A 23,732-nucleotide genomic window follows, 5' to 3' on the forward strand; every position below is an offset into this window, starting at 1 on the left:
GGTGGCCGCCCCGGGCATCTATCTCCCTTAGACCATTTTTGCCGCCATATTCTCTTCCTCTTTTCTCTCCCGCAACCGGTTCTGTACGGTTAACCAATCCCCGGTTTCCCTGTCCCCCCGCCCGGCGCGCCTTTCAGGCTGCCCGCCGGGTTCTTCCGGCAGAGAAGTCCCGGTCTCCTGCTCTTTAAACCCGGGCAAAAACTCCCGCACCATCTCCAGGGCCTGTTCCCCTGTCTGGGGAAGGGACCCGCTCACAATACGGGCAATAATCTTTTCCTCGATCAGATCCGGCAGGAGGGCTCCCGGCCGGGCCACAAAAATCCTTTTATGGGTGGTGGCCGTAACCCCTTCCTCGGCGGTGAGCAGCTCTTCATAGAGCTTTTCCCCCGGCCGGGTCCCGGTAATCTTAATATCAATATCCTTTCCCGGCTCCAGCCCGGACAATTCAATGAGGCTGCGGGCCAAATCCATAATCTTCACCGGCTCACCCATATCCAAAACAAAGATCTCTCCCCCCTTGGCCATGGCGCCGGCCTGGATCACCAGCTGCACCGCCTCGGGAATGGTCATGAAAAAGCGTACCATGGCCGGATGGGTCACGGTAACCGGCCCGCCTTCGGCAATCTGTTTTTTGAACAGGGGCAGCACGCTTCCCGCACTGCCCAGCACATTGCCGAAGCGCACCGCCACATAGCTGGTCTCGCTGACGGTGTCCAGGTACTGGACCACCAGTTCCGCCAGCCGTTTGGACGCGCCCATAAAACTGGTGGGATTCACGGCCTTGTCCGTGGAGATGAGGACGAATTTTTTCGCCTTGAACATATCCGCCACCTGGGCCACATGATAGGTGCCCATAACATTATTCTTGATGGCATCCTCCGGATTGTACTCCATCATAGGCACATGCTTATGGGCGGCGGCATGGAAAACCACCTGGGGACGATAGGCCTTGAAGGCCTGGATTACGGACCTGCGGTCCCGGACATCCTTCACCAAAGAAACAATATGTAAGTCGGGAAAAGCTTTTTTCAGTTCCAGATCGATTTCATAGACATTATTTTCACAGGCGTCAAGAATTAAAAGGGCTTTGGGGTTGTAGGAGGCAATCTGGCGGCACAATTCGCTGCCGATGGACCCGCCTCCCCCGGTGACCAGCACCACCTGGCCCCGGATATACTGGGCAATGCCGTCCAGGTCCACTTTCACCGGATCCCGGCCCAGCAGGTCCTCCACGTCCACGTCCCGGATCCTGCTGATCTTCACCCTGCCGTCAATCAGGTCATAGACCCCGGGGAGAATTTTCACTTTCGCCCCCGTTTCCTTGCCCAGGGCCACGATGCGCCTTTTTGCCTTTCCCGCCGCGGAGGGCATGGCGATAATGATTTCCTGGATTTTATGCCCGGCCGCTAAAGCGGGGATCTCTTCACTGGTGCCCAGAACGGGAATGCCCTGGACGATCACCTTCTGCTTCAGGGGATCATCATCCACAAAGCCCAGGATCCGGATCCCCCCGTTATAGTGGCTTTTCAGTTCCTTGGCCACCAGGACCCCGGCCGCGCCGGCGCCCGCAATCAAGACCCGGCTGCCTTTCTTTTTCTTCTTCAGGCCCAGCCCGTAATCCCGGAAGAGCCGCCAAACAAAGCGGGATCCTCCTGCCAGCACCACAGCCAGGATCCAGTTCAGAATCCAGAAGGACCGGGGAAAAGGCAAGGGGCCCGGAAACCAGACCAAAGACACAATCAGGCTGCCCAGGCTGCCTGCGGTTACGGCTCCGGCCAGGGCCAGCGCCTCGCCGATACTGGCATAGGCCCAGGCTCTCCTGTACATGCCGAAGAAAAAAAAGGCCCCCAGGAAAACAAGGATATAGGGAAACAGCAAATTGCCGAAGTTCTCATAATATTTCTCAGGAACGCCGCCGTCAAAACGGATCCACAAAGAAAACCATAAGCTCAGGCCCAGCAAAACCGTGTCTGATACCAACAAGAATAAGGAGCGCCAGCGATAAACCATTGGGGATACACCTCTGTACTTTCTCCGGAAAATAATGAAATCAAAAAAAGTATAGCGCCATTTTGGCAAAAAAACATCACCCGAAAGGGTGAAAATAGCCATATTTTATACGGGAGAAAAGACTATTCGCAAGAAAAAGGCCGGGAGCCGGCCGATTTTACCAGGTTTTCCTCCAGAAATTCCTGCAGCATTTTGCTGGAAAAACGCTTGTGTCCCCCGACAGTGGTGTAGTAGGAGATGAAACCGTCGCGGCACCAGCGGCGCAAGGTTTTGGCACTGATACCCAGCATTTTGCATGCTTGGGTGGTGTTGATTAAAGGGGATTCATTCTGTTTCATAGGGTACCTCCCGGATCAGGAATGTCTCTGTTCGAACATATGTTCTATGGTTAAATTTTACAGGCTATTACCGGACGTGTCAAGAGCGAATTTTGTTTCTTGATCACCCGTTGCTTTTTAAAAATTCCACCGCCCGGGCCAGTTGCGCAATACTGCTGCTCAGGGTCTCCAGCTTATTCTCGATGCGAATCAGCAGGTATGCGGAAATGGCAATGGGAAAGCCCACATTGCTGATGGTTTTAATCAGTTCATCCATCCTCTCACCTCCTCGTCAAAATTTCCCGGGAACGGTCCGCTCTGTCGCACAGTTGCGGAAAAGAGGGGGACAGCCGCCCGGGTCGGTCGGCTGTCCCCTGTTCTTTATTCCGGGTCATACAGGTCGCTGGTGGTGGTGTCGACGATTTTGGCGTCTTTCTTCGCCACCAGGTTGCCGCCGGCGCTTTGGAAGATGTTCTTCCCGATAAGGGTGTCCATGACCCCTTCGATCTCCGTATTGGTCAGTCCCGCTTTGGGATTGTCCAGGCTGATGCTCATGCTGCTGCCGTCGGCAGCGGCGAAAGTCATGCGCAGCGTTTTTTTGTTCTCGGCCATTTTCCCGTCCTCCTTTCATCAGTGATTTCTTTTCGGTTCCTGCCTGACCATCTTTTTTGTCCTCCGGCCCAGTCCATTACCAGACGATGGTCAAGTCCCCCGGGGCCCAAAGGCCCGGCCCCCTGCTCTCTTTAGGCCTGTTCCGCCAGGTCGCTGTCGTCGATGCGGCTGATGGCGCTGAGGGTGTAGGCAGAGAGTTCGGCAAGGGCAGCGGCCACATCCAGGACATCCTGGTCGGCGGCATCAGTCTTGACCTTGCTGATGGTTTTGCTTTTGTACACCGGTTTGCCTTCCCCGTTCACTCCGGTTTGAAACTGGAGCTTGATTTTGCTCGTGAGCGGCGTTACTACTACGGCCATGATTTTTCCTCCTTTCTTTGCGCTTCTTCCCTTGCGAACATTTGTTCGCTCGGGATGGTTTTATTATACCGGGGCATGAGGAAGGGGTCAACGTGGGCCTTTCGGACCAAGGGAGGACAAAGAGGGCGGATCCGGGACAAGGAAGGACAAAGAAGTGGAAGCTGACTTTCCGGCCGATTTATGCTATGATTAATGTTTAAGATACTAGTAATGAGAGGCTTGACTATGTTCTATCTATCCGACAAAATGATTCAATCCCATTGTGCCGAGGGTATTTATGAAAAAGGCCTGTCCTATTACCATCAGGGCAGGGTGACCCGGCTGCTCTACCGGGAAAAGGACGGGCATTTTACCGCCACCGTCCAGGGCACATCAGCCTATACGGTGCAAATCGGCTTCGACCGGGAGGGCTATCTGAAGCAATATGCCTGCACTTGCCCGGCCTTTCATAAATATTTCGGTTTTTGCAAGCATACCGTGGCCGTTCTTTTGTCCATCAAGAATAACAAGCAGCTGTCCCAGAATGTGGATACATCCCGGGCAAAGCAATTGACCCGGGAGATTTTCAGCTATTTTGACACCGGTGACCCTGCTTACCAGCGGGAACTGGTGCTGGAGCCCACCCTGATTTTTCATTACCGGCCGGGCCGGGGGAGTAAAAATTACGCCTCCCTCACTTTGAGTGTGGGAGAGGAAAGAACCTATGTGGTGAAAAACATCAAATCCTTTTTGGAGGCCATCGGGGCGGGAAAAACGCTGGAATTCAGCAAGAATTTTACCTATGATCCCCATGTGCATTGTTTTAGCCCGGCGGACCGGGAGATGCTCTCCCTCTTTCAGGAGGTCTACCAGGTTTATCATTTGTCTTTGCCCGACCAGTATTTCCGGGGGGTGAAAGGCCCTTTTGAGGGCAAGGAACTGCTCCTTCCTGAGGCCATCCTGAAGAGGTGGTTTACCCTGATGCAGGGCCGCATCTTTTCCCTGCTGCTGCAGGATGTGCTTTACCGGGGCGTCACGGTGCGGGAAGAAGAGATCCCGGTGGTTTTCTCCCTGGAGGAAACCGGGCAAAACCTGGTCCTCCGGTGGAACGCCAGGGAAAATATGGTGCCTTTAACCGGCGGGGGAGATTATTTTTTCTACCAGGGAAATGTGCATCATCTCTCTCATGAACAGCACCGGATCCTGCTCCCTTTCCTGCAGGGGCTGCAGCAGACCTCCGGTCAGGCCCTGGTGTTTTTGAAGGAAGATAAGGAGCGTTTTGTCTCCGAGCTCCTGCCCCATGTGAAAAAAGCCGGACGGCTGGCGATCCACCCCAGTCTGGCCGATAAAATCGTGGAACGGCCCCTCCAGGCGGAAATCTATCTGGACGCGGAAGAGGACCGCATTACCGCCGAGGTGAAGTTTGTCTACGGGGACCGCACCATCAATCCTTTTGCCCCGGACCGGGATCAGGGCCCGGACCCGGAACACATTCTGCTCCGGGATGCGGAAAAAGAAAAAGCGGTGCTGGCCTTTTTTGAGAACAGCCGGTTCCGGGTGGCCGGACCCATGATTTACCTGGAGGAAGAGGAAGTGATCTATGATTTTGTCTACCGGCTTCTTCCGGAACTGCAGCGCCTGGCTGATGTTTTTTACAGCGAGCGCTTTCAGCACATGAGCAAAAAGCCAGCTCCCCATTTCAAAGGAAAGGTGACCCTAAACGGGGAGTTAAACCTGCTGGAACTGGACTTTGAATTGGAAGGGATCAACCGGGAAGAGCTTTTTGCCCTTTATGGGGCGATCCGGGAAAAGAAAAAATACTACCGGCTCAAGGACGGCTCTTTTCTTCCCCTGGCCTCCGAGGAACTGACGGATATGGCCGATTTCTTGGACGGCCTGGACCTGAAACAGGAAGACCTGGCCTCCGGCCGGGTGCAGGTGCCCAAGTACCGGGCCATGTACCTGGACAGCTTTTTTCAGGAAAACCGGCTGCGCCATTTCCGCAAAGACAAGACTTTTAAAGAACTGGCCCAAAGCATCCGGGAGCCGGAGGATACGGACTTCCTCCCGCCTGCCCACCTGGATCCGGTGCTGCGGGATTATCAAAAGACCGGCTTTAAATGGCTGAAATCTTTGGCTTTTTACGGGTTTGGGGGGATTTTGGCCGACGATATGGGCCTGGGCAAAACGGTGCAGGCGATCAGCTTTATCCATTCCGAGCGCCAGACGGACCCGGCGCCGGTCCTGGTGGTGGTCCCGTCTTCCGTGCTCTTCAACTGGCAGGCGGAAATCCGCCGGTTTTCCCCGGATTTGAAAACGCTGGTCGTCTCCGGCACTAAGGAGGAACGGGCCGTCCAGCTGGACGGAGTCCCGGCAGCGGACGTGGTCATCACCTCCTACCCTTTAATCCGGAGAGATATTTCCCGTTACCGGGGCATGAACTTCAGCGCCTGCATCCTGGATGAGGCCCAGTATATTAAAAATCCCAGCTCTTTAACGGCCCGGTCCGTGAAGCTGCTTGCCGCCCGGAACTTTTTTGCTTTGACGGGCACGCCCATTGAAAACTCCCTCAGTGAGCTGTGGTCCATTTTCGACTTCCTCATGCCCGGCTATCTCCCTCCCTATGCGAAGTTTGTGCAAAAATACATAACCCCGCTGAAACAGGGGAACGGGAAAGAGGCCCTGGGGGAATTGTCCCGGAAAGTACGGCCTTTTATCCTGCGCCGTCTGAAACAGGATGTGGAGCAGGAACTGCCGGAAAAAATCGAGTTGAAAATGATTTCCGAGCTGACCCGGGAGCAGAAAAAGGTTTATCTCGCCTATTTGGAGCGCATTAAAGGAGAAATCGCGGGAGAGATTGCGCAGAATGGCTTTGAGAAAAGCCGGATCAAAATCCTGGCCGGCATGACCCGTTTAAGACAGATTTGCTGCCACCCTTCCCTGTTTCTGGAGAATTATCAGGGCGAGAGCGGCAAGCTGACCCAGCTGGCGGAGACCCTGGCGGACTTGCGGGCGGGGGGCCACCGGTGCCTCTTGTTTTCCCAGTTTACCAGCATGCTTTCCATCATCCGGCACATGCTGGACCGGGAAAAGCGCCCCTATTTTTACCTGGACGGCGCCGTGGACGCCAAAGAACGCTTGGAACTGGTGGACGCCTTTAACCGGGGTGAAAGAGATCTCTTTCTGATTTCCCTCAAGGCCGGAGGCACGGGTTTGAATCTGACCGGAGCCGATACGGTGATCCATTTTGATCCCTGGTGGAACCCGGCTGTGGAAGACCAGGCCACCGACCGGGCCCACCGCATCGGCCAGGTGAAAAACGTCCATGTTCTGAAGTTTATTTCTTTGGGAACCATTGAAGAAAAAATCTATGAGCTGCAGCAAAGGAAAAAGGAAATGATCCGTCAGGTGATTGCCCCGGGAGAAACCTTTTTGTCCCAATTGAATGAGCAGGAGATTAAAGAGATTCTGGAAATATAAATAAGAAACTACCGTCCTAGACGGTAGTCAAACCTATATAAATATGTATCTTATGCGGTGCGGCCGGTCAGTTTGTGCAGGATTTCCGTATGTTTCAAGACATGAATGGCGATGACATCGGATTGAGTTTGCAGATTATCTAATTTGTCGTTGACTTCTTTTCTAAACTCTTTCATTTCCGTTCTAAAGCCTGTCATTTCCGTTCTGAAGCCTGTCATTTCCGTTCTGAAGCCTGTCATTTCCGTTTCCATGGATCCCATCCGGTTTTCCAGGGAAACAAACCGGGTTTCAAACCTGTCTTCCATCCCGGTTACTTTGTCGACTAATAATTCCAATAATTCTCTGTCGGTCACCTTTACTCCCCCTCCTATCCTATTTTACTAGATTACCAGAAAATAATAAATAGAAGATAAGTCAGAACGCATGTTCTATGGTTAAATATTACAGGATTAGACAAAAGATGTCAACTTATTTTTTTCTCAGCCATCTGGCGAATAATCTCCCCCATGCGGGGAGCCATTTTTTCAGCGCCCTTTTCATTCATGTGGTTCACGTCCCGGAAGCAGTCATAGGTGAGGCCGGGGAAATCCCGGTAGAGCTTTTTCCGGTGCCGGGCGGCCAGGTCCTCGACGTAGGCGAAAAATTCCTGCTCCTGGCGGCAGAATTTTTCATCTATAATGCGGTCGATCAAAGCCGTCTTGGGCAGATAGACCATTTGCCAGGACAGGTTTTGCCCATCGAGAAACTGGAGCGTTCTTTCCAGGGCCCCGGATTCCGGTCCGGGCAGGCGGAAGTCCAGCAGCCAGGAAGTAGAGAGTTCTTTCGCGTATTTTACCGTGTAATGCTCTTCTGTGCTGTCGCTGACCGGGGCAAGGCCTCCCGGATAGGCATCGGTGTCCGGGGCGGTTTCCCCCCGGAAAACCATCTTCATGGTTTCCCACCACTGCAGGCGCATGCCGTAGGTGTAAGAAAGCCAGCTCAAAACCAGGTCCGCCTTGCGCTCCGGTCCCGGGACGGCGGCCCGGTCCCCGAGCCCGGCGATAAAGCGGAACTTGGGATCATACTGGACGTCCTTGCGGTCAAAATAGTGTTCGTTGACCGTGATAATCACGCCCTGGAGGTTGGGCAGCCGGGGAACCACCTGGCGGAGCAGGTATTCGAAGTCCGTAGGCTTGCCGGCGTTGATGCTCAGGTTAAAGATAGAGCCGGGATCCTGGCCCAGTTCCCGGGCCACCAGGGTGGGCCGGATGGCGTCCCTGCTTTGGGAGTCCCCCAGCACCAGCCAGCGGATTTTTTCTTTGTCCTGACGGTCAAAGATCTTCAGCAAAGAGGAGATCTGGCCCACACTGCTGGTGGGAGCCAGCCCGTAAAAAGCCAGATTGCGGGCAATGAGAAATTCAAAGGCCATCAGGAAGATCAAAAACCAAAAGAAAGATTTCCGGAATATGTTCATAGGCTCACCTTTTTCAGAAACGAAAATAAATAAACTGCTGCAGCCCGTTGGGCAAACCGGCCAGGATCAGGCCGAAAATGAAAAAATAGACCAGGCCCCGGCAAAAAGCGGGCACCTTGGCCCATTGGGCGACGACAGGAGCGGGATTGCTCAGGAAACGGTCCTCTCCCCAGTGGAAAATGCCCAAAAGAGCCACCAGGAGCAGGCTTTTCTTGTTGCTCAGGAGGTCGTTCAGCCCAAAGCCCAGGAACATGTGGCCGATGTAGGTAAAAGCCTTGGGCAGGCTGGGAGCCCGGAAAAACACCCATCCCAGGGTGACGATCTGCCAGGTGAGGAAAACGGACAGGAGATGCCGGGCTTGCTCACTGAGAAAGGCAAAAGACCACCGGGATTTCACCTGGTGGTAAATGACCAGGACCAGACCATGAAAGGCCCCCCAGATGAGAAAGGTCCAGGCCGCCCCGTGCCAGAAGCCGCAGACAGTCATGGCCAGGAAAAGGTTGATATTTCTCCGGGCCGGCCCTTTTCGGGACCCGCCCAGGGGAATATAGATATAGTCCCGCACCCAGCCGGACAGGGTAATGTGCCAGCGTCGCCAGAACTCGGAAGGGTTGCGGCTGAAATAGGGGGTGGCAAAGTTACGGGTCAGCTCCAGGCCGAAAAGTTTGCCCAGACCCAGGGCGATATCGCTGTACCCGGAAAAATCCAGGTAAATCTGAAAGCCGAAGAGATAGGCCCCCAGCCAGGCCTGGAGACCGGAGACGTAGCGGGGACGGGCAAAAAACCAGTCCACCGCCGGGGCAATATGGTCCGCGACCACTACCTTTTTGAACAGGCCCAGGGCAATGAAAAAAATGCCCCATTTCACCAGCCCGGCTTGAAACCTCACCTTTTCCAGCCGGGCTACCTGAGGCAGGAAATCCTTTCCCCGCATGATCGGTCCGGCCACCAGCTGGGCAAAAAAAGAAATAAATACCCAAAACCGCACCAGAGAAGGGGGAACAATTTCCCCGCGGGAAACATCGACCAGGTAGGCAACCAGTTGGAAGGTGTAAAAGGAGATGCCGATGGGGAGAACGAGCTGGCCCAGAATACTGCCCGGGGGCACCAGCACCAGGCCGGTGAGGCCGGTGATCTCCCGGAGCAGAAAAAGGGCATACTTGAAAAAAACCAGGTTGCCCAAATTGATGAGCAGGCCCAGCCAGAGGAAGATCCTTCGCCCCGTGCGGTACAAATAAACCGAGCAGAGGTAGGTGCACACCGACATGACCGCAAAAAGAATCAGGTACCCGGTACCTGCCCAGCCGTAGAAAACAGCGCTGGCCACGCCTAAGATATAGACGCGCCCCTTTGGAAAGGCCCAGTAGAAAAGACTGCTCAAGAGCAAAAGAAAAAAGAATTCCGGTGTCTGAAATAACATGTGCCGTAACCTCGGTTAAATACTTTCCTTCCTATAAGCTCCGGGATTTTTCCCGAATAAAGTCCCCAAAGGCATCCCTCAAATCTTCCCGTTCCAGGGCAAAATCCACGGTTGCTTTCAAAAAGCCCAGCTTGTCCCCGACGTCGTAGCGTTTTCCCTCGAACCGGTAACCGTACATCTTGTGCCGGCCGTTCAGGGTGCGCAGGGCATCCGTCAGCTGAATCTCTCCCCCCGCCCCCGGAGGCTGTTTTTCCAGGATGGGGAAGATTTCCGGCTCAATGATGTAGCGGCCCATAATGGCCAAATTGGACGGGGCTTTGTCCGGGGCCGGTTTTTCCATCAGGTCTTCGATCTCATAGACATTTTCTTCCCTGCCCTGGACTTTGATAATGCCGTATTTGCTTACGTCCCGGTCCGGAACAGGCTGGACCCCCACCACGCCGGAGCCGTATTTTTCATAAACCTCCATCAACTGGCCCAGGCAGGGCCGGCCGGACCGGATCACATCGTCGCCCAGAAGCACGGCAAAAGGCTCCTCCTTGACAAACTTGCGGGCGCAGTAAATGGCATGCCCCAAACCCAGGGCCTGTTTCTGGAACACATAGTGGACGTCCGCCATGCGGGAAATATCCTGGACCATCTCCAGCCACTGGTATTTTTCCTTGCGCGCCAATTCCGTTTCCAATTCGTAAGACATGTTGAAATGGTCCTCAATGGCCCTTTTCCCCCGCCCCGTGACAATGAGAATATCCTCGATCCCGGAGGCCACCGCTTCTTCCACGATATACTGGATGGTGGGCTTGTCCACGATGGGCAGCATTTCTTTGGGCTGGGCCTTGGTCGCGGGCAGGAAGCGGATGCCCAGGCCGGCGGCGGGAATGATTGCTGTTTTAATTTTCATCTTTTCACCTCATCATCGAATCTCAACATTTTACACCCGGTTCCCTGACCTTTCCGGCGCAAGCCAACCCGGGGTTAGCTTTTTTCTGTCCGGACACCGTGTTCAAAAGAGGATATCCACCAGGGCAAAAACAAAGACCAGGGCGCTCAGATAGCCGTTCATATTCATAAAAGCCACATTCAGCTTGCTTAAATCATGGGGATTCACCAGCCGGTGTTCGTGGTACAAAAGAGCCGTGGCCCCCAGCACCCCCAGGTAATAAGGCAGACCCAGGCCCGTGATGTAGCCGGTCCAGGCCAGCAGCACCGGGGCCAGCCCGTGCAAAAAGGCGGAAATCTCCAGGGCTCTCTTCAGGCCAAAGCGGGCGGGAATGGAGTGGAGACCGGTGCGGCGGTCAAAATCATAATCCTGGCAGGCATAAATAATATCAAATCCGGCCACCCAGCAGGTAACGGCAATGCCCAGCAGGCAGGCGGACGCAGGCAGGGTATTGGTGACGGCTACCCAGGCCCCCATGGGCGCCAGGCCCAGGGCCGCGCCTAAAACCACATGGCACAGCCAGGTAAAGCGCTTGGTATAGGAATAAATCACCAGCACAAAAACGGCAACGGGCATTAGCTTCACGGCCAGGGGAGAAAGCTGGTGCGCCGCATAATACAATAAGGCAAAGGACGCCGCCGCATAAATCCACACCTCGGAAGCCTTGAGCAGCCCGGCCGGAACGGCCCTTTGGGCCGTACGGGGATTGAGGGCGTCGATATGCCGGTCAATCAAGCGGTTCAGGCTCATCGCCGCAGTTCTCGCCCCGATCATGGCCAGGGTGATATAGACCAGCTCCCTTGCGCCCGGTACGGCGCGGGAAGCTAAAAAAGCGCCCAGATAGGCGAAAGGAAGGGCGAAGACAGTATGTTCAAATTTAATCATTTCCAAGAATACTTTCAATTTGTGCATTGCGCCATTTTTCTTCTCCGTTTTTATCATTTCCCGGTTCCCGAATTAATACGCCGCGGCACTTTTCTCCACAGGGGCGGTTCCCGGGTGGGGCAAGGCCATTTCCCTGATTTGGTCCACTAATTCCAGCATCAGATCCCGTTCCGGGCCGAAAGGAACTTTTGCGAGCGAATCTTTCGCTTCGTTAAGCAAACCCACGGGAGAAAGATGGCGCTTTTCTTTAATGATGCCCCAGGCCATGCCCAATTTCAGGCCAAACTGTTCCAGGGCCTCTGCCTTTTCCTTGGCGGCTCCCGCCACAGAGCTGCCGATCTTGCAGGCCAGGGCGCTGAGCAGGCCGTGTTCCCGGCGGATCACTTCCAGGCATGCTTCCTCACCGGCTAAGCCGCGATCCAGCACCTCGTGCCGGACCACCCCTCCCTCATTCATCTCGCAGATCACCGAGGCCAGAGGGGCCAGCCATTCCAAAAGGTTATGGTCGCTTAATTTTTTGAAAAATTTACTGAACAGATAATCCCCCACCAGCACGGGAAACTGGGGCGCTTCCTTGGCACAGTCATCGGGAATGCGATTATGGATTTCCTGGGCGATAAAGATGAGCTGGACCACACCGGCCAGGACGGCAGGTTTTTTGAGACAGCCTTGAAAAAGCTTGGCCGACAGCAAAACCAGGGTGGGTCGCAAATAGACATCTATGGGATTCAGCTGAAAGCCGGGAATAAATTCTGAAAGATGCCCGGATTTAAGGTGACAATCTTCTTCGATTTGGGCAAAAACAGCATTAAGCTCGGCTTGGATGGACGTAAGCATTGTTTCCTCCTAGCAGAAAGTAAAAGTCGCATACGGGCGGCAGGGGTTCATTGGTTTCACGGTATCATTTTTATTTCTATTATAGCATTATTTCAGGAAGGATACCTTTCCATATTTTCATACTTCATTTTCCTAATCCGGATACTTCTTCGTATCTGTGATATCATACCCTATTTTTCACATTCCGGCAAGATGGGAAAGAGGTCAGGACGAAATGTCGGGGTTATTGTCTGAATTTCGTTCTTTCATCAATAATTTGTTTTGCGGATGTGCAAATTTTGACCTGTTTTTCTTTCCCTTTGCGGTAATATTTTTTTAAGAAACAAGGAAGCAAGGTGTTTTACATGCCTTACCTGGATAAAACCTTTGACTTCTTGCGCATTTTCAAGTTTTATACGGATGGTGCGGGGGGAACCTATTACCGCTTCTGGTTTATGCATTCTCCCAAACCGATGAAAAAACATCTCACCCGCAGGCATTGATCCTCCGGTTCAAGCCCTTCCCCATCTGCGCCACCGGTCCTCAATGCCAAAGAGCGGGACATGCCCCCATGTCTTGGCGGATATCTTTGTTCTATTCTCTTTTTCCCGGGAAAATCCTCCTGGACAATAAATAAGCCCTTCAACACTTTATGTATTGAAAGGCTTTTATGGAACTATGTGGCTATATGTTTCTCTTGTACAGCCTGGTAAAATAAATATCCCTCCTAAATATTAACAGCTACCTGGGGGAGAAGAACATCCGTACCACGATGAATTTCCTTCGCATCCATGTGTTCCGCCCGGAATTTTTCCACCAAGTAATTACATGCGTCCCAAGGATCGACTTTGTCGCCGCAGGTAAAAACATCTACGGCCGCATACCCCAGTTCCGGCCAAGTATGGATCGCCAGGTGTGATTCGGAGATCACGACCACCCCACTGACTCCCTGGGGACTAAACTTATGGAATACAAATTCCCTCACCTCTGCTCCTGCTTCTAAGGCAGCTTTAACCATCGTCTGTTCAACCCTTTTGATATCGTTCAGCACATCGAACGGACACCCATAAAATTCTGCCAGTACATGACGACCTAAAGCCCTCAACTATCATTCCTCCCTTACTGATTCCCTTTTTACCCCGGGGTTTATTTCAACAGATTACATTTTAGCATAAACAAGGTGATTGTCAATAATATTTTATGGGGTCCGGGTCCCCTGCTCCTTGATCAGTACAAAGATCAGGGGGGCGGCGGCAAAGATGCTCATGGTGGCGGCCGCCACGATGCCGGAATCATTCAAAATCAGGGCCAGTAAGCTGCCGATCACCACACCCCAAAATCCTTTCGTCAAAAAGGGATATTTTTCGCTCACCTTTTTCATCAATCCTACGGGCCGGTAGAAAAGCAGGGCGGTAGCCAGCAGGGTGACCAGGAATACCTGGCTCCAAATGGTCCACCGGATCAGTTTCAGGTTTAAGGCAACTTTTCTCACGATGATATTGTATGCTTCGGACATTCCGTTTGTTCTTACCAAATTAATGGTGCGGCCAAAATGGGACTGGACCCCTACAGCCTGATGGGCATCCCAGAGGGCAAAGGAAACGAGAAAAATAAGCATGCCGGCGGCGGCAAGGGCCAATTGTTTTCTGGAGATTTTTACCGGAAGCATGGAATAAATGGTATAACCGAATCCCACTACTGCCGCAAGGGATCCTCCCGCTTCGCTGCCGATCCTGGGCGAAGCCATCATGAAGATAATCAGAAAGAAGACCCCTGTCGCTGCCCAAAGAAAGATTTTCTGATGCCTGGTGATCTGCAGCAGGGAGGCGGTGGCCATGATCGCGGCGCCAATCCACACGCCCATATATTCATTGCCGATGCCATAGTACCTGGCTCCCCCCATGGGGTCATAGCCCAGTACCGACTTCTGCATCAGAGGGGCCCCCAGGCCCAAATCCACAAGCAGGGTCCCGGCCGTAAGCAAAGAAACCGTCAGAAAAGGGGCCAGGTCATGATACAAAACCGTGGATAGGCACAGTGCCGTCACAGCGACGGTGAACACCAGGCCGGTGAAAATATACCGGCTCAGGGAAGGCCCCGGGAAGGCCCCTAAGATTAGGAAGATTAGAGGTATCGAAGCCAGGGCCAGCAGCACGGGCTGCATGTATCTTGATATTTTTCCCGGATAAAACAAGGATAAGACCGTCACCAAAACCACAATAATCTGCCCTAAAACATACCCCTTGACCAGAGGAGACCGGGCTTTGTTGACAAAAGCCAGCTGGTCGTTGAGGGTAAGCAGGGATGCCAGGGTATTTTGTGCCGGGACCACGCGCACCGGCCGCCCGGACATATCCTCCGGCACAGGCAGCCCGAAAAAATCCAGCACGGTGGGCGCAATATCCGTATTGGCGACAATGCCCTCACGCCGGGTGGTGCCTGAGGTGAGAAATCCCGCCTCCCCGTCTTTCTTCCAATAAATCAGGGGGGTCACCAAATTCCTTTCTTCGATGGCTTCCCGGGAAGGTGTGGGCGCTGCCACCATCACCAGGGTCTGATATTTTTCCACGGTAGGAATGAGGCCGGCGAGAAAGCGGTCAATTTCCCCTAAAGTCTGCTGTTTGCTTTCCAAAAACACCCGGTCCAGAGCCAGATCTTTTTGTTGCACCAGGCGGGTAGTGTCTCCTGTCTCCACGACGATAAAATCCGCTTTTTTCAAGGCATCTTCCAGGGCAACCCCCATCTGGTCATAATTGGCGGACAGGAGAAGCAGGTTCTCCCCGTCTGCCCGCAGCAGCTGTTCTCCCGTATAGGCGAAATCCACCCTTCCCGACCGGTCCATGGCAATTGCCGCCCCGTGCCGGTCGTAACGTTCTCCGCTGTCTGCCGTGCCAATGACCGCAGTTTTCAATCCGGCCCGGTGTAGTCTTTCCCCCAGAAGCCCGGGGTACCCGGTATTGCTTTTTTCCTCATTGCTTCTCAGGATCTCGGCAATGTCTAAATTGACCATGCTGTCCGGATCCGGTACTTGTCCCGTACGCCGCCGGTAAATTTCCCCCGCCGCCTCATCCTGGTAATTTTCCCAGGCCCCGAAGGCCAGTCCCGCCTTGCTGCTCCCTAAAGCGACCCGGCCCGCGCCGATGGTGACACAGCTGTTTTCCCGGACCCGGGACCCGGCCGTATTGGTGTTGATCAGGCTTAAGCCGCCTTCCCGGATCATGCGGTGCAGGGTCGGCATGGGCGCCTCTTTCAGTTCCTGCAGGGTAACATAATCCACCAGCACCAGCACTGCTTTTTTGGCGGGTTGGGCCCAGGCACTTTCCTGGGGCAAGGTCACCAGCAGAATCAGCAGCAAAAACAAGATTTTACGCATGGGCATATCTCCTTTGAAAGCCGGCTATTTCCCGTCCCCCTGCAATCTGCTGATAAAGGTCGTCGGTTTGCCGGACCATTTGTTCGATGGTAAATTGGGCCTGGGCTTTCTGCCGGGCCGCCTTGGCCAGTTTCTCCGACCATTTGGGTCTTTTTAAGAGTTCTAAAATCCCGTGGGCCAGGGCCTGATGATCCCCGGGAGGCACGAGAAATCCCGTTTGCCGGTGGGAGATCAGCTCCGGAATGCCTCCGGCGGCGCTGGCGACGATGGGCCGCTGGGCGGCCATGGCTTCAATGGTGGTAATGGAGAGGCCTTCCGATAAAGAAGGGACAGCAAAAACATCCATCAGAGGATAGATCTCGCTCACATCCGCATAATGGCCGGTAAAGATGATTTTGCCTCTCAGCCCCAGACGCTCGGCCTGGCGCTGCAGTTCTTTTTTCAGGGGACCTTCCCCCACTACGAGAAATTGCACCGTGTCGATGATCTGGGACACCAGGAAGGCCGCCTGGACGAAGAATTCCACCCCTTTTTGGGGAGCCAGACGGGCCACGGTGCCCACCACCGGGGTAATGGGGTTTAAGCCCAACCGTATTTTCAGATAAGGAGAGCTTTTCTTGGTAAAAGAGTCGACGGGGATGCCGTTGTAAATTACCTCGATGTTTTTCTCCTGAATCCCTTCCCAAGCCATGATTTCGGTTTTCAGGGCCTGGGAAACGGTAACGAATTTGTCCGTCTGCCGGGCCAAATATTTTTGCAGGGTGGACAGGAACCGTTTCTGATACTCGGGCAGGGCATATTGATAGATAGAATTATGGACCGTGGAGATTAAATAGGGTCCCGGGGAGGCAAAGGGGCGATGACCCCCGCCGATTTTCCCGGAAGACCGCACCAATTGGCCGGCAATGCGTCCCACCAGGCCCGCCTTCATGCCATGGGTGTGGACCACATCAATATTCAGGCTCTTGATCATATTGACCAGTTTTAAGATACTGTGCACATCCGACCAGGGAGATATTTCTCCTTTCAGGGGACACTCCCTTACCTGAACCCCGGTACCGGAAAGCAGAGAACCCCACTCTTCCCCATCCGGGCAGCAAAGAACGAAATGATATTTTTCTTTGTCCAGGTGCTTTAATAAGGATAAAACATGGTTTTTCATGCCTCCTTCAGCAGGCCGGACCACATGAAGAATATTCATTTTTTTGACCTCGATCATGGTTATTCTTACTAATTAATTAGTGTGGCCCCGAAAAAAAAAAGTATGCAAAAAATACCCCAACATGTATTTTTTGCATACTTTTCAATTGACAAGCAGCTCGTATTCTTCTAGTCTTTTTGATTTGCCAGATTAAGGCATCTTCGGGCGATGTCCAGCTGCACGCTGAGCAGTTCTTTGATGTTCCTCAGGTCATCTGTTCCCATGTCCAAAAGGCTTCTTTTATGGCTGTGGCTTCTGATCATAAATTCCACTTCATCAGAAGCAAAACCCACATCCACCAGTTGCTTTTTTAAGGACTGAATGGCTTCTAATTCCGGAAGCGATGTTTTGGCCTTGTCGGTATTTCCGAACAAACTAAAAATAAAGCTCATGAAAAAACCTCCCCTTGGTGGAAAGATGATGGAATATGACACCATACCAATATCAGGAGGTTGTCCTTTAATATGGCATGGCTTTGGAAACCAGGCTGTCTTATCGCATATGCACATGCGACTTAGACCCTTAGCTTTGCGTCCCCGGCTTTCGCTCAGGTATGCCCTACAAGCCTACGTTTGCATTATACCATATTTCGACAGAAAAAGAGAAGAAAAAATGGAAATTTTTTTCCGAATCATGTTGAGTTGAGTCAGGGGACGGTTCTCTGACTCACTTCTCCCCGAAAAGCAAATCCCGATGAGTCAGAGAACCGTCCCCTGACTCAACCGACTCAACTCAACAACTCATCTCTAGAAAAGGGCCATCTGACTGGTCTGGGGCAGGTGTTCCAGGCATCCGTGGGCGGCCATGATGTCGATCACCGTTTTGCTGGCCCGGCTCCGGGTCCGGATATCGTCCCAGGTGCTAAAGGGTTTTTCACTGCGCGCCTCCACCAAATTCTGGGCCGCGGTGACGCCTAAGCCCTGCAGGCTGGCAAAGGGCGGCAGGATGCCTTCCGGGGTAATTTGAAACCGGGTGGCCGCAGAATGCTCGATACTGACGGGCAGAAGCTTGATCCCTCTCTGGAACATCTCCAGGGCCACTTCCAGGATGATCACCATATTTTTTTCTTTCTGGGACGCCTCGTTGCCTTTGGCTTCGATTTCCTCAATGGTGCGCCAGACCGTTTTGGCGCCTTTGACAATCAAATCTGCGTCAAATTCGTCCGCCCGCACGGAGAAAAAGGTGGTATAAAAGGCTTCCGGGCAGTTTACCTTAAACCAGGCAATGCGGAAAGCCATGGTCACATAGGCGGTGGCGTGGGCCTTGGGAAACATATACTTAATTTTTTTGCACGACTCAATATACCAGGGGGGAACCTGATTCTCTTTCATGATCTCTTCGTACTCGGCTTTGACCCCCTTCCCTTTGCGCACGTCTTCCATGATTTTGAAGGCGGTCTGGGGATCCAGTCCTTTATAAATGAGATAGACCATGATGTCATCCCGGGTAGAGATGGCTTCCGACAGTTTGCACGTCCCTGACTTGATGAAGTCCTGGGCATTATTGAGCCAGACGTCGGTGCCGTGGGAAAATCCGCTGATGCGCACCAGTTCCGAGAAAGAGCTGGGCCTGGTATCCTCCAGCATCTGGCGCACAAATTTGGTGCCAAACTCGGGCACCCCGTAGGTGCCGATATTGGACCGGATCTCCTCCGGCTGTACCTTGAGCATTTCCACGCCGGAAAAGAGGGACATGGTCTCTTTGTCGTCCAGGGTAATTTTTTTGGCATCAACCCCGGTTAAATCTTCCAGCATTTTGATCACGGTAGGATCGTCATGACCCAGAATATCCAGCTTGACCAGACGGCTGCTGATGGAATGGTAATCAAAATGGGTGGTGACGATATCGGACTTGACATCGTCGGCGGGGCGCTGGATGGGAGAAAACTTGTGAATATCCAGGTTTTTCGGCACCACCATCAGACCGCCGGGATGCTGCCCGGTGGTTCTTTTCACGCCGGAGCACCCGGCCACCAGACGGTTGATTTCCGCTTCCCGCACCACGATTTTGTTGTCGTCCAGATAGTTTTTCACAAAGCCGTAGGCCGTGCGTTCCGCAATGGTGGCAATGGTCCCGGCCCGAAAAACGTGATTTTTCCCGAATAATTCTTCCACATATTTATGGGCCCGGGGCTGGTAGTCCCCGGAGAAATTGAGGTCAATATCCGGCGTCTTGTCCCCTTTGAAGCCCAGAAAAGTTTCAAAGGGAATATCGTGGCCGTCTTTGGTCAAAGGATTCCCGCACTTGGGGCACTTTTTGTCGGGCAGGTCGGGGCCGGCGGCGATGGAACCGTCGGTGATAAACTCGCTGTAATGGCACTGGGTGCACAAGTAATGGGGCGGCAGCGGGTTCACCTCGGTAATCCCCATCATGGTCGCCACCAGCGAGGAGCCCACCGATCCCCGGGAGCCGACCAGGTAGCCGTCGTCATTGGATTTCTTCACCAGTTTATGGGCAATCAGGTAGAGCACGGAAAAGCCGTGGGTAATGATAGAGTTTAGTTCTTTATCCAGCCGGGCCTGGACAATCCCGGGCAGATTCTTTCCGTACCTGGCTGTGGCCGTGCCCATGGTCATTTCCTGGACCTGCTCCTCTGCCCCCTCAATTTCCGGAGGATAGAGCTCATGGGGAATGGGCAAAACATCTTCCACCAAATCCGCGATGCGGTTGGGATTTTCGATGACGATTTTGCGGGCCACGTCTGCCTCCAGGTAGGCGAATTCCTGGAGCATTTCTTCCGTGGTCCGGAAATACAAAGGAGCCTGGGTTTCGTCTTCAAAGCCTTTTCCCGCCATCAGGATTTTGCGGTAGATGCCGTCGCCGCTGTCGATAAAATGCACGTCTCCCGTGGCCACCACCGGTTTTTCCATGGTTTCGCCCAGTTCAATGATGGTTTTGTTGAGCCGGATCAGGTCTTTCCTGTCCCCTACTTCGTCCTTGCGCACGAGGAATTCGTTGTTGCCCAAAGGCTGAACCTCGAGAAAATCGTAAAAAGAAGCAATTTCTTTTAAGCGGTCCTCGGGCGCTCCCTGGAGAACGGCCCGAAACAATTCTCCCGCTTCGCAAGCCGTGCCCAGAATCAGTCCCGCCCGGTGCTTGCGCAGCAGGCTCTTTAAAATCCTGGGCGTGCGGTAATAGTATTCCAGGTGGGAGAGAGAAATCAATTTATAGAGGTTTAACAATCCTTCCTGGGTCTGCACCAGAATAATGATATGGGCGGATTTCTGCTTATCCCAGGGCGTATTGCTGCTTTCATCGTCAATCAGGTAGCCTTCCACCCCGTAAATAATTTTGATTTTATATTTCTGTCCGGCTTCATAGGCCTCGGGGAAGGCCTGCACTACGCCGTGGTCGGTAATGGCCACCGCCGGATGGCCCCATTTGGCCGCCAGGGCAATCACCTTGCTGGTATCCACCACACTGTCCAGGGCGCTCATTTTGGTATGCAGGTGCAGTTCCACCCGCTTTTCCGGAGCCAGGTCCACCCGTTCCGGGGCCTGGGCCATGTTGATATCATAGGCCATTAGGGTCAATTCCTGAGAGTACTTGTCCGTCTGCACCGGTCCCCGAACTTTCACCCACAAGCCTTCTTTTAAAGACGCGCAGGCCGCGGCCGGTGTTTTTTCATCGGTAAACAATTTCACGGTGATGGAGTTTGTGTGATCGGTGAGGGCAAAGATCACCAAAGTCCGGCCCGACCTTAATTCCCTTGTTTCCAGGGAAAAAATCCGTCCCATGACCACGGTGTTCTTTTCTTCTTCCACAATACTGTCTAAAGGAACCGGCTCCCCTTTGATCGCCTTGCCCAGGATAATTTCAGATACGGGATCCGGAGCTTTCTTCGTTTCCGGTACCGGCTCGCAGGCAATCCCATTCAGCTGGTCCCGGTCGATTTCTTCACATTGCAGCTCGATATCCCGGGACATGTCTTCCAGCATTTCCAGGTCGGCGCTGATCTTCAGGCTGAACCTTTCCTGGATCACCTGTTCCAGCACCCGGGTGACCCCTTTTTGGACACAGATCTCGATGGCAAAACGGTGCGGCAGCAGCAGCACCAGCCGTTCTTTCCGGCACTGCCATTCGGCCAGGGCCAGCCAGCTTTTGATGCCGCTGATTTTCTCCTCCAAGGCTTGGGTGATATCCGGCCGGAACCGGGTCACAATATCCTCCAAAGAAAGAGACTCTTCCACCACATCAATGGCCAGGGAAATTTCCCGGACCTGAGGAAGCTGGGATCTTACTACCTGGCAAAAAGATGTTTTATCTTCCGGAGAAATGGTTTGGGGAAGCTGCACATGGAGGGTGAGATTTCCCTCTCTTTTATCGATCTCAATTTTTTTGATCCTCATCTGCCCGAAAACAGCTTTGGTCTCCCTGGGGAGACCACTTTGGGCAATTAAGCTTTCCAATTTTGGCATGATACACCTCGATGTCGTTGTAAAAAGCACGGGTACCGGTTATTTCATCGTTTCAGTCCGGATCCCACTGTTTTGGCAATTTCCCAGTACATTTTCATGCGGGCGGCTAAACCGCGGGCCAGGCCCATTTTTTCTTCTTTCATAATATGACTCATCCCGGAGAGTTCCACTTCTTTGATGGCAATATTGTTGTCATGGGCATACTTGGTCAGGGCTACTTCCACCCCAAACCGGCACTCTTCCAGGTCGCAGATTTCGTCCAAAAGGTCTTTCTCCAAGGCCCGCTGGCCCGATAAGTAGGGGGCGACAAACTGAGCCAAATCCGTGGCTAAGCGCCCTTTTTCAAAGATTCCCACCGTCATTTTTACTTCCCCGTGGATCACGGGAAAAATAAGGCTATTCACATGCTCACAGGTGAGGCCGATGAGATCGGCATCAAGAAAAAGAATGATCCCGGTGCGGGAATGGTCCACGCCTACCTTCATGGCGCCCCCTTTGCCCATATTGTCGGGAAGTTCAATGACCCGGGCGCCCGCTCTTCTGGCCACCTCGGCCGTGGCATCGACAGAGCCGTCGCTGACCACGATTATTTCGGCAATGTCGTCCACTTGACATAAAACGGAGATGATTTCGCCGATTGTAGCTTCTTCATTATAGGCTGGGATTATAGCTGTCACAGGTGCCATTTTAATAAGCCACCTCCAAAAGAACTGGACTTGGGAACAAAAAACTGTCTGCCTCGCCTACTTTAAACGATCCTGAATAAACGACAGCACATTTTCCAGATCTACATGCTGCACTTCGCCGGTGGCACGAATCTTAACCTCTACCTTGCCTTCCGCCAGGGCTTTGGCGCCAACCGTAATGCGCAGGGGGTAGCCAATCAGGTCGGCGTCTTTGAATTTGACGCCCGGCCGCTCTTTGCGGTCGTCAAAGACCGCCTCCACGCCCAGCACCAGCAGGTCCTGGTAAATCTTCTCCGCCGCCGCCATTTGGTCCGTTTCCCGGTCGCTCACCGGAACCACCACCACATGGTAAGGGGCAATGGAAACGGGCCAGATAATGCCGTCCCCATCATGATTTTGTTCAATCGCCGCCGCCATCGTCCTCCCGACGCCGATCCCGTAACAGCCCATTACCATTAATTGTTCTTTGCCGTTTTCATCCAGGTATTTGGCGCCCATGGACTTGCTGTATTTGGTGCCCAGCTTGAATATTTGTCCCACCTCGACGCCGCGGGCGGAAAGAAGTTTCTCCCGGCACTGGGGGCACGCTTCCCCGGCTTCCGCCAGACGGATATCCCAGGTCTCGGCAATGGTAAAATCCCGTCCCGGATTCACGTTCATCAGGTGATAGTCTTTCTTGTTGGCCCCGCATACCGCATTTACCAGCAAGGGTACCTCCCGGTCCGCCACGATCCGGATATTTTTCACGCCCACAGGCCCCACAAAGCCTGCGGCAGTACCTAAATGCTTTTGAATCTGTTCATCGGCGGCCATCTCCAGGCTGATACAGTCCAGCCTGTTTTTCAATTTGATTTCATTTACTTTGCGGTCTCCCCGGATCAGCACCAGCACAAACTGGTCGTCCGCCTGATAGCAAAGGGCCTTCAGTGTTTTTTCCGGAGAAATGCGCAGGAACCCGGCCAAATCGTCGATGGTCTTACAGTCCGGCGTATAGACTTCTTCCCTTTCTCCGGGAGCCTCGTCCTTGGGCGTCTCATCCAGGTATGTCCGGGCAATTTCTACACTGGCCGCATAGGAACAGGCGCTGCAGTATATGATTTCCGCCTCCCCGGATTCTGCCAGCACCATAAATTCATGGCTGGCATCACCGCCGATGGCGCCGTTGTCGGCCACCACCGGGCGGAAACCTAAGCCGCATCTGGTAAATATATTCCAGTAAGCCTGATACATGAGGCGATAGCTTTCATCCAACCCGGCTAAATCCCGGTCAAAAGAGTACATATCCTTCATAATGAATTCCCGGCCCCGCATCAGCCCAAAGCGGGGACGGCGCTCATCCCGGTATTTGTTCTGGATTTGATACAAGCGTAAGGGCAGCTGTTTATAAGATTTGATCTCGCCGCCCACCAGATCGGTAATCACCTCTTCATGGGTCGGCCCCAGGCAAAAATCCCTCCCATGACGGTCATGGAGGCGCCACAATTCATCGCCGTATACCTGCCAGCGTCCGGACTGCTGCCATAATTCCGCCGGGTGCACAATGGGCAGCATCAACTCTTGGCAGCCTGCGGCATCCATTTCTTCCCGGATAATATCCATAATTTTTTTCATCACCCGCCAGGCCAAGGGCATATATGTATAAACTCCGGCTGCGGTCTTTCGAATCATCCCCGCCCGCATTAACAGTTGATGGCTGACGATTTCCGCCTCGGCAGGCACTTCCCGCAAAGTCGGGGCAAACATTTGTGAAGCTTTCATTTCTACTTTCCTCCAACTCTTGTTC

Annotated in this window: 20 protein-coding genes and 1 riboswitch; of the genes, 1 reads left to right on the forward strand and 19 read right to left on the reverse strand. The window is 53.3% G+C overall.

Annotation, left to right across the window (positions count from 1 at the left end; genetic code table 11):
* Positions 1 to 27: 27 nt before the first annotated feature.
* From DCMF_RS06730 to DCMF_RS06750, 5 genes are all read right to left on the reverse strand, one after another.
* Positions 28 to 2,010 (reverse strand): polysaccharide biosynthesis protein, encoded by a 1,983-nt coding sequence (locus DCMF_RS06730; protein ID WP_148133713.1) that lies wholly within the window; start codon positions 2,008 to 2,010, stop codon positions 28 to 30.
* Positions 2,011 to 2,132: 122 nt separating this feature from the next.
* Entirely contained in the window at positions 2,133 to 2,348 is a 216-nt protein-coding gene (locus DCMF_RS06735) for a helix-turn-helix domain-containing protein (RefSeq protein WP_148133714.1), read from the reverse strand.
* A 103-nt stretch (positions 2,349 to 2,451) separates the two neighbouring features.
* Positions 2,452 to 2,604 (reverse strand): YvrJ family protein, encoded by a 153-nt coding sequence (locus DCMF_RS06740; protein ID WP_148133715.1) that lies wholly within the window; start codon positions 2,602 to 2,604, stop codon positions 2,452 to 2,454.
* Positions 2,605 to 2,708: 104 nt separating this feature from the next.
* Positions 2,709 to 2,939 carry a DUF2922 domain-containing protein gene (locus DCMF_RS06745; RefSeq protein WP_148133716.1) on the reverse strand — a complete coding sequence of 77 codons (231 nt, stop codon included), beginning with the start codon at positions 2,937 to 2,939 and terminating at the stop codon, positions 2,709 to 2,711.
* Positions 2,940 to 3,070: 131 nt separating this feature from the next.
* Positions 3,071 to 3,298: a DUF1659 domain-containing protein gene (locus DCMF_RS06750; RefSeq protein ID WP_148133717.1), complete on the reverse strand. Its 228-nt coding sequence runs from the start codon at positions 3,296 to 3,298 to the stop codon at positions 3,071 to 3,073.
* 225 nt (positions 3,299 to 3,523) lie between these two features.
* Here DCMF_RS06750 and DCMF_RS06755 point away from each other — a divergent pair, with 225 nt between their 5' ends.
* Entirely contained in the window at positions 3,524 to 6,757 is a 3,234-nt protein-coding gene (locus DCMF_RS06755; protein ID WP_214659158.1) for a DEAD/DEAH box helicase, read from the forward strand.
* Positions 6,758 to 6,807: 50 nt separating this feature from the next.
* Here DCMF_RS06755 and DCMF_RS06760 read toward each other — a convergent pair whose 3' ends face one another.
* The 14 genes from DCMF_RS06760 to DCMF_RS06825 all read right to left on the reverse strand — a co-directional run bounded on the left by DCMF_RS06760 (position 6,808) and on the right by DCMF_RS06825 (position 23,707).
* The gene (locus tag DCMF_RS06760; protein ID WP_148133719.1) at positions 6,808 to 7,110 is read right to left on the reverse strand and encodes a hypothetical protein; all 303 of its coding nucleotides are present in this window, start codon (positions 7,108 to 7,110) and stop codon (positions 6,808 to 6,810) included.
* 110 nt (positions 7,111 to 7,220) lie between these two features.
* Positions 7,221 to 8,210: a hypothetical protein gene (locus DCMF_RS06765; protein WP_214659159.1), complete on the reverse strand. Its 990-nt coding sequence runs from the start codon at positions 8,208 to 8,210 to the stop codon at positions 7,221 to 7,223.
* Between the two features lie 13 nt (positions 8,211 to 8,223).
* Positions 8,224 to 9,630 carry an MBOAT family O-acyltransferase gene (locus DCMF_RS06770; protein ID WP_148133721.1) on the reverse strand — a complete coding sequence of 469 codons (1,407 nt, stop codon included), beginning with the start codon at positions 9,628 to 9,630 and terminating at the stop codon, positions 8,224 to 8,226.
* Between the two features lie 31 nt (positions 9,631 to 9,661).
* A complete protein-coding gene (gene galU, locus DCMF_RS06775) occupies positions 9,662 to 10,531 on the reverse strand; it encodes a UTP--glucose-1-phosphate uridylyltransferase GalU (RefSeq protein WP_148133722.1) in 870 nt (289 codons plus the stop codon).
* A 102-nt stretch (positions 10,532 to 10,633) separates the two neighbouring features.
* Entirely contained in the window at positions 10,634 to 11,482 is an 849-nt protein-coding gene (locus DCMF_RS06780) for a UbiA-like polyprenyltransferase (protein ID WP_148137772.1), read from the reverse strand.
* Between the two features lie 45 nt (positions 11,483 to 11,527).
* Positions 11,528 to 12,292, reverse strand: a complete 765-nt coding sequence (locus DCMF_RS06785; RefSeq protein ID WP_148133723.1) for a polyprenyl synthetase family protein — start codon at positions 12,290 to 12,292, stop codon at positions 11,528 to 11,530.
* Between the two features lie 248 nt (positions 12,293 to 12,540).
* Positions 12,541 to 12,771, reverse strand: a complete 231-nt coding sequence (locus tag DCMF_RS06790) for a hypothetical protein (RefSeq protein ID WP_148133724.1) — start codon at positions 12,769 to 12,771, stop codon at positions 12,541 to 12,543.
* Between the two features lie 227 nt (positions 12,772 to 12,998).
* Positions 12,999 to 13,376, reverse strand: a complete 378-nt coding sequence (gene speD, locus DCMF_RS06795; protein WP_148133725.1) for an adenosylmethionine decarboxylase — start codon at positions 13,374 to 13,376, stop codon at positions 12,999 to 13,001.
* Between the two features lie 93 nt (positions 13,377 to 13,469).
* Positions 13,470 to 15,644 (reverse strand): alkaline phosphatase family protein, encoded by a 2,175-nt coding sequence (locus DCMF_RS06800; protein ID WP_148133726.1) that lies wholly within the window; start codon positions 15,642 to 15,644, stop codon positions 13,470 to 13,472.
* Positions 15,637 to 16,845, reverse strand: a complete 1,209-nt coding sequence (locus DCMF_RS06805; RefSeq protein WP_214659160.1) for a glycosyltransferase family 4 protein — start codon at positions 16,843 to 16,845, stop codon at positions 15,637 to 15,639. Before DCMF_RS06805 ends, DCMF_RS06800 begins: the two co-directional genes overlap by 8 nt.
* Before the next feature lie 128 nt (positions 16,846 to 16,973).
* Positions 16,974 to 17,237, reverse strand: a complete 264-nt coding sequence (locus DCMF_RS06810; RefSeq protein WP_148133728.1) for a hypothetical protein — start codon at positions 17,235 to 17,237, stop codon at positions 16,974 to 16,976.
* 82 nt (positions 17,238 to 17,319) lie between these two features.
* A riboswitch (cyclic di-GMP riboswitch) is annotated at positions 17,320 to 17,413 on the reverse strand.
* Between the two features lie 178 nt (positions 17,414 to 17,591).
* A complete protein-coding gene (locus DCMF_RS06815) occupies positions 17,592 to 21,263 on the reverse strand; it encodes a PolC-type DNA polymerase III (RefSeq protein ID WP_214659161.1) in 3,672 nt (1,223 codons plus the stop codon).
* A 44-nt stretch (positions 21,264 to 21,307) separates the two neighbouring features.
* Entirely contained in the window at positions 21,308 to 21,949 is a 642-nt protein-coding gene (locus tag DCMF_RS06820) for a glycosyltransferase family 2 protein (RefSeq protein ID WP_148133729.1), read from the reverse strand.
* A gap of 57 nt (positions 21,950 to 22,006) precedes the next feature.
* Positions 22,007 to 23,707, reverse strand: a complete 1,701-nt coding sequence (locus DCMF_RS06825; RefSeq protein ID WP_148133730.1) for a proline--tRNA ligase — start codon at positions 23,705 to 23,707, stop codon at positions 22,007 to 22,009.
* Positions 23,708 to 23,732 lie beyond the last annotated feature (25 nt).

Source organism: Candidatus Formimonas warabiya, assembly GCF_002777255.1.
GTDB lineage: Bacteria > Bacillota > Dehalobacteriia > Dehalobacteriales > Dehalobacteriaceae > Formimonas > Formimonas warabiya.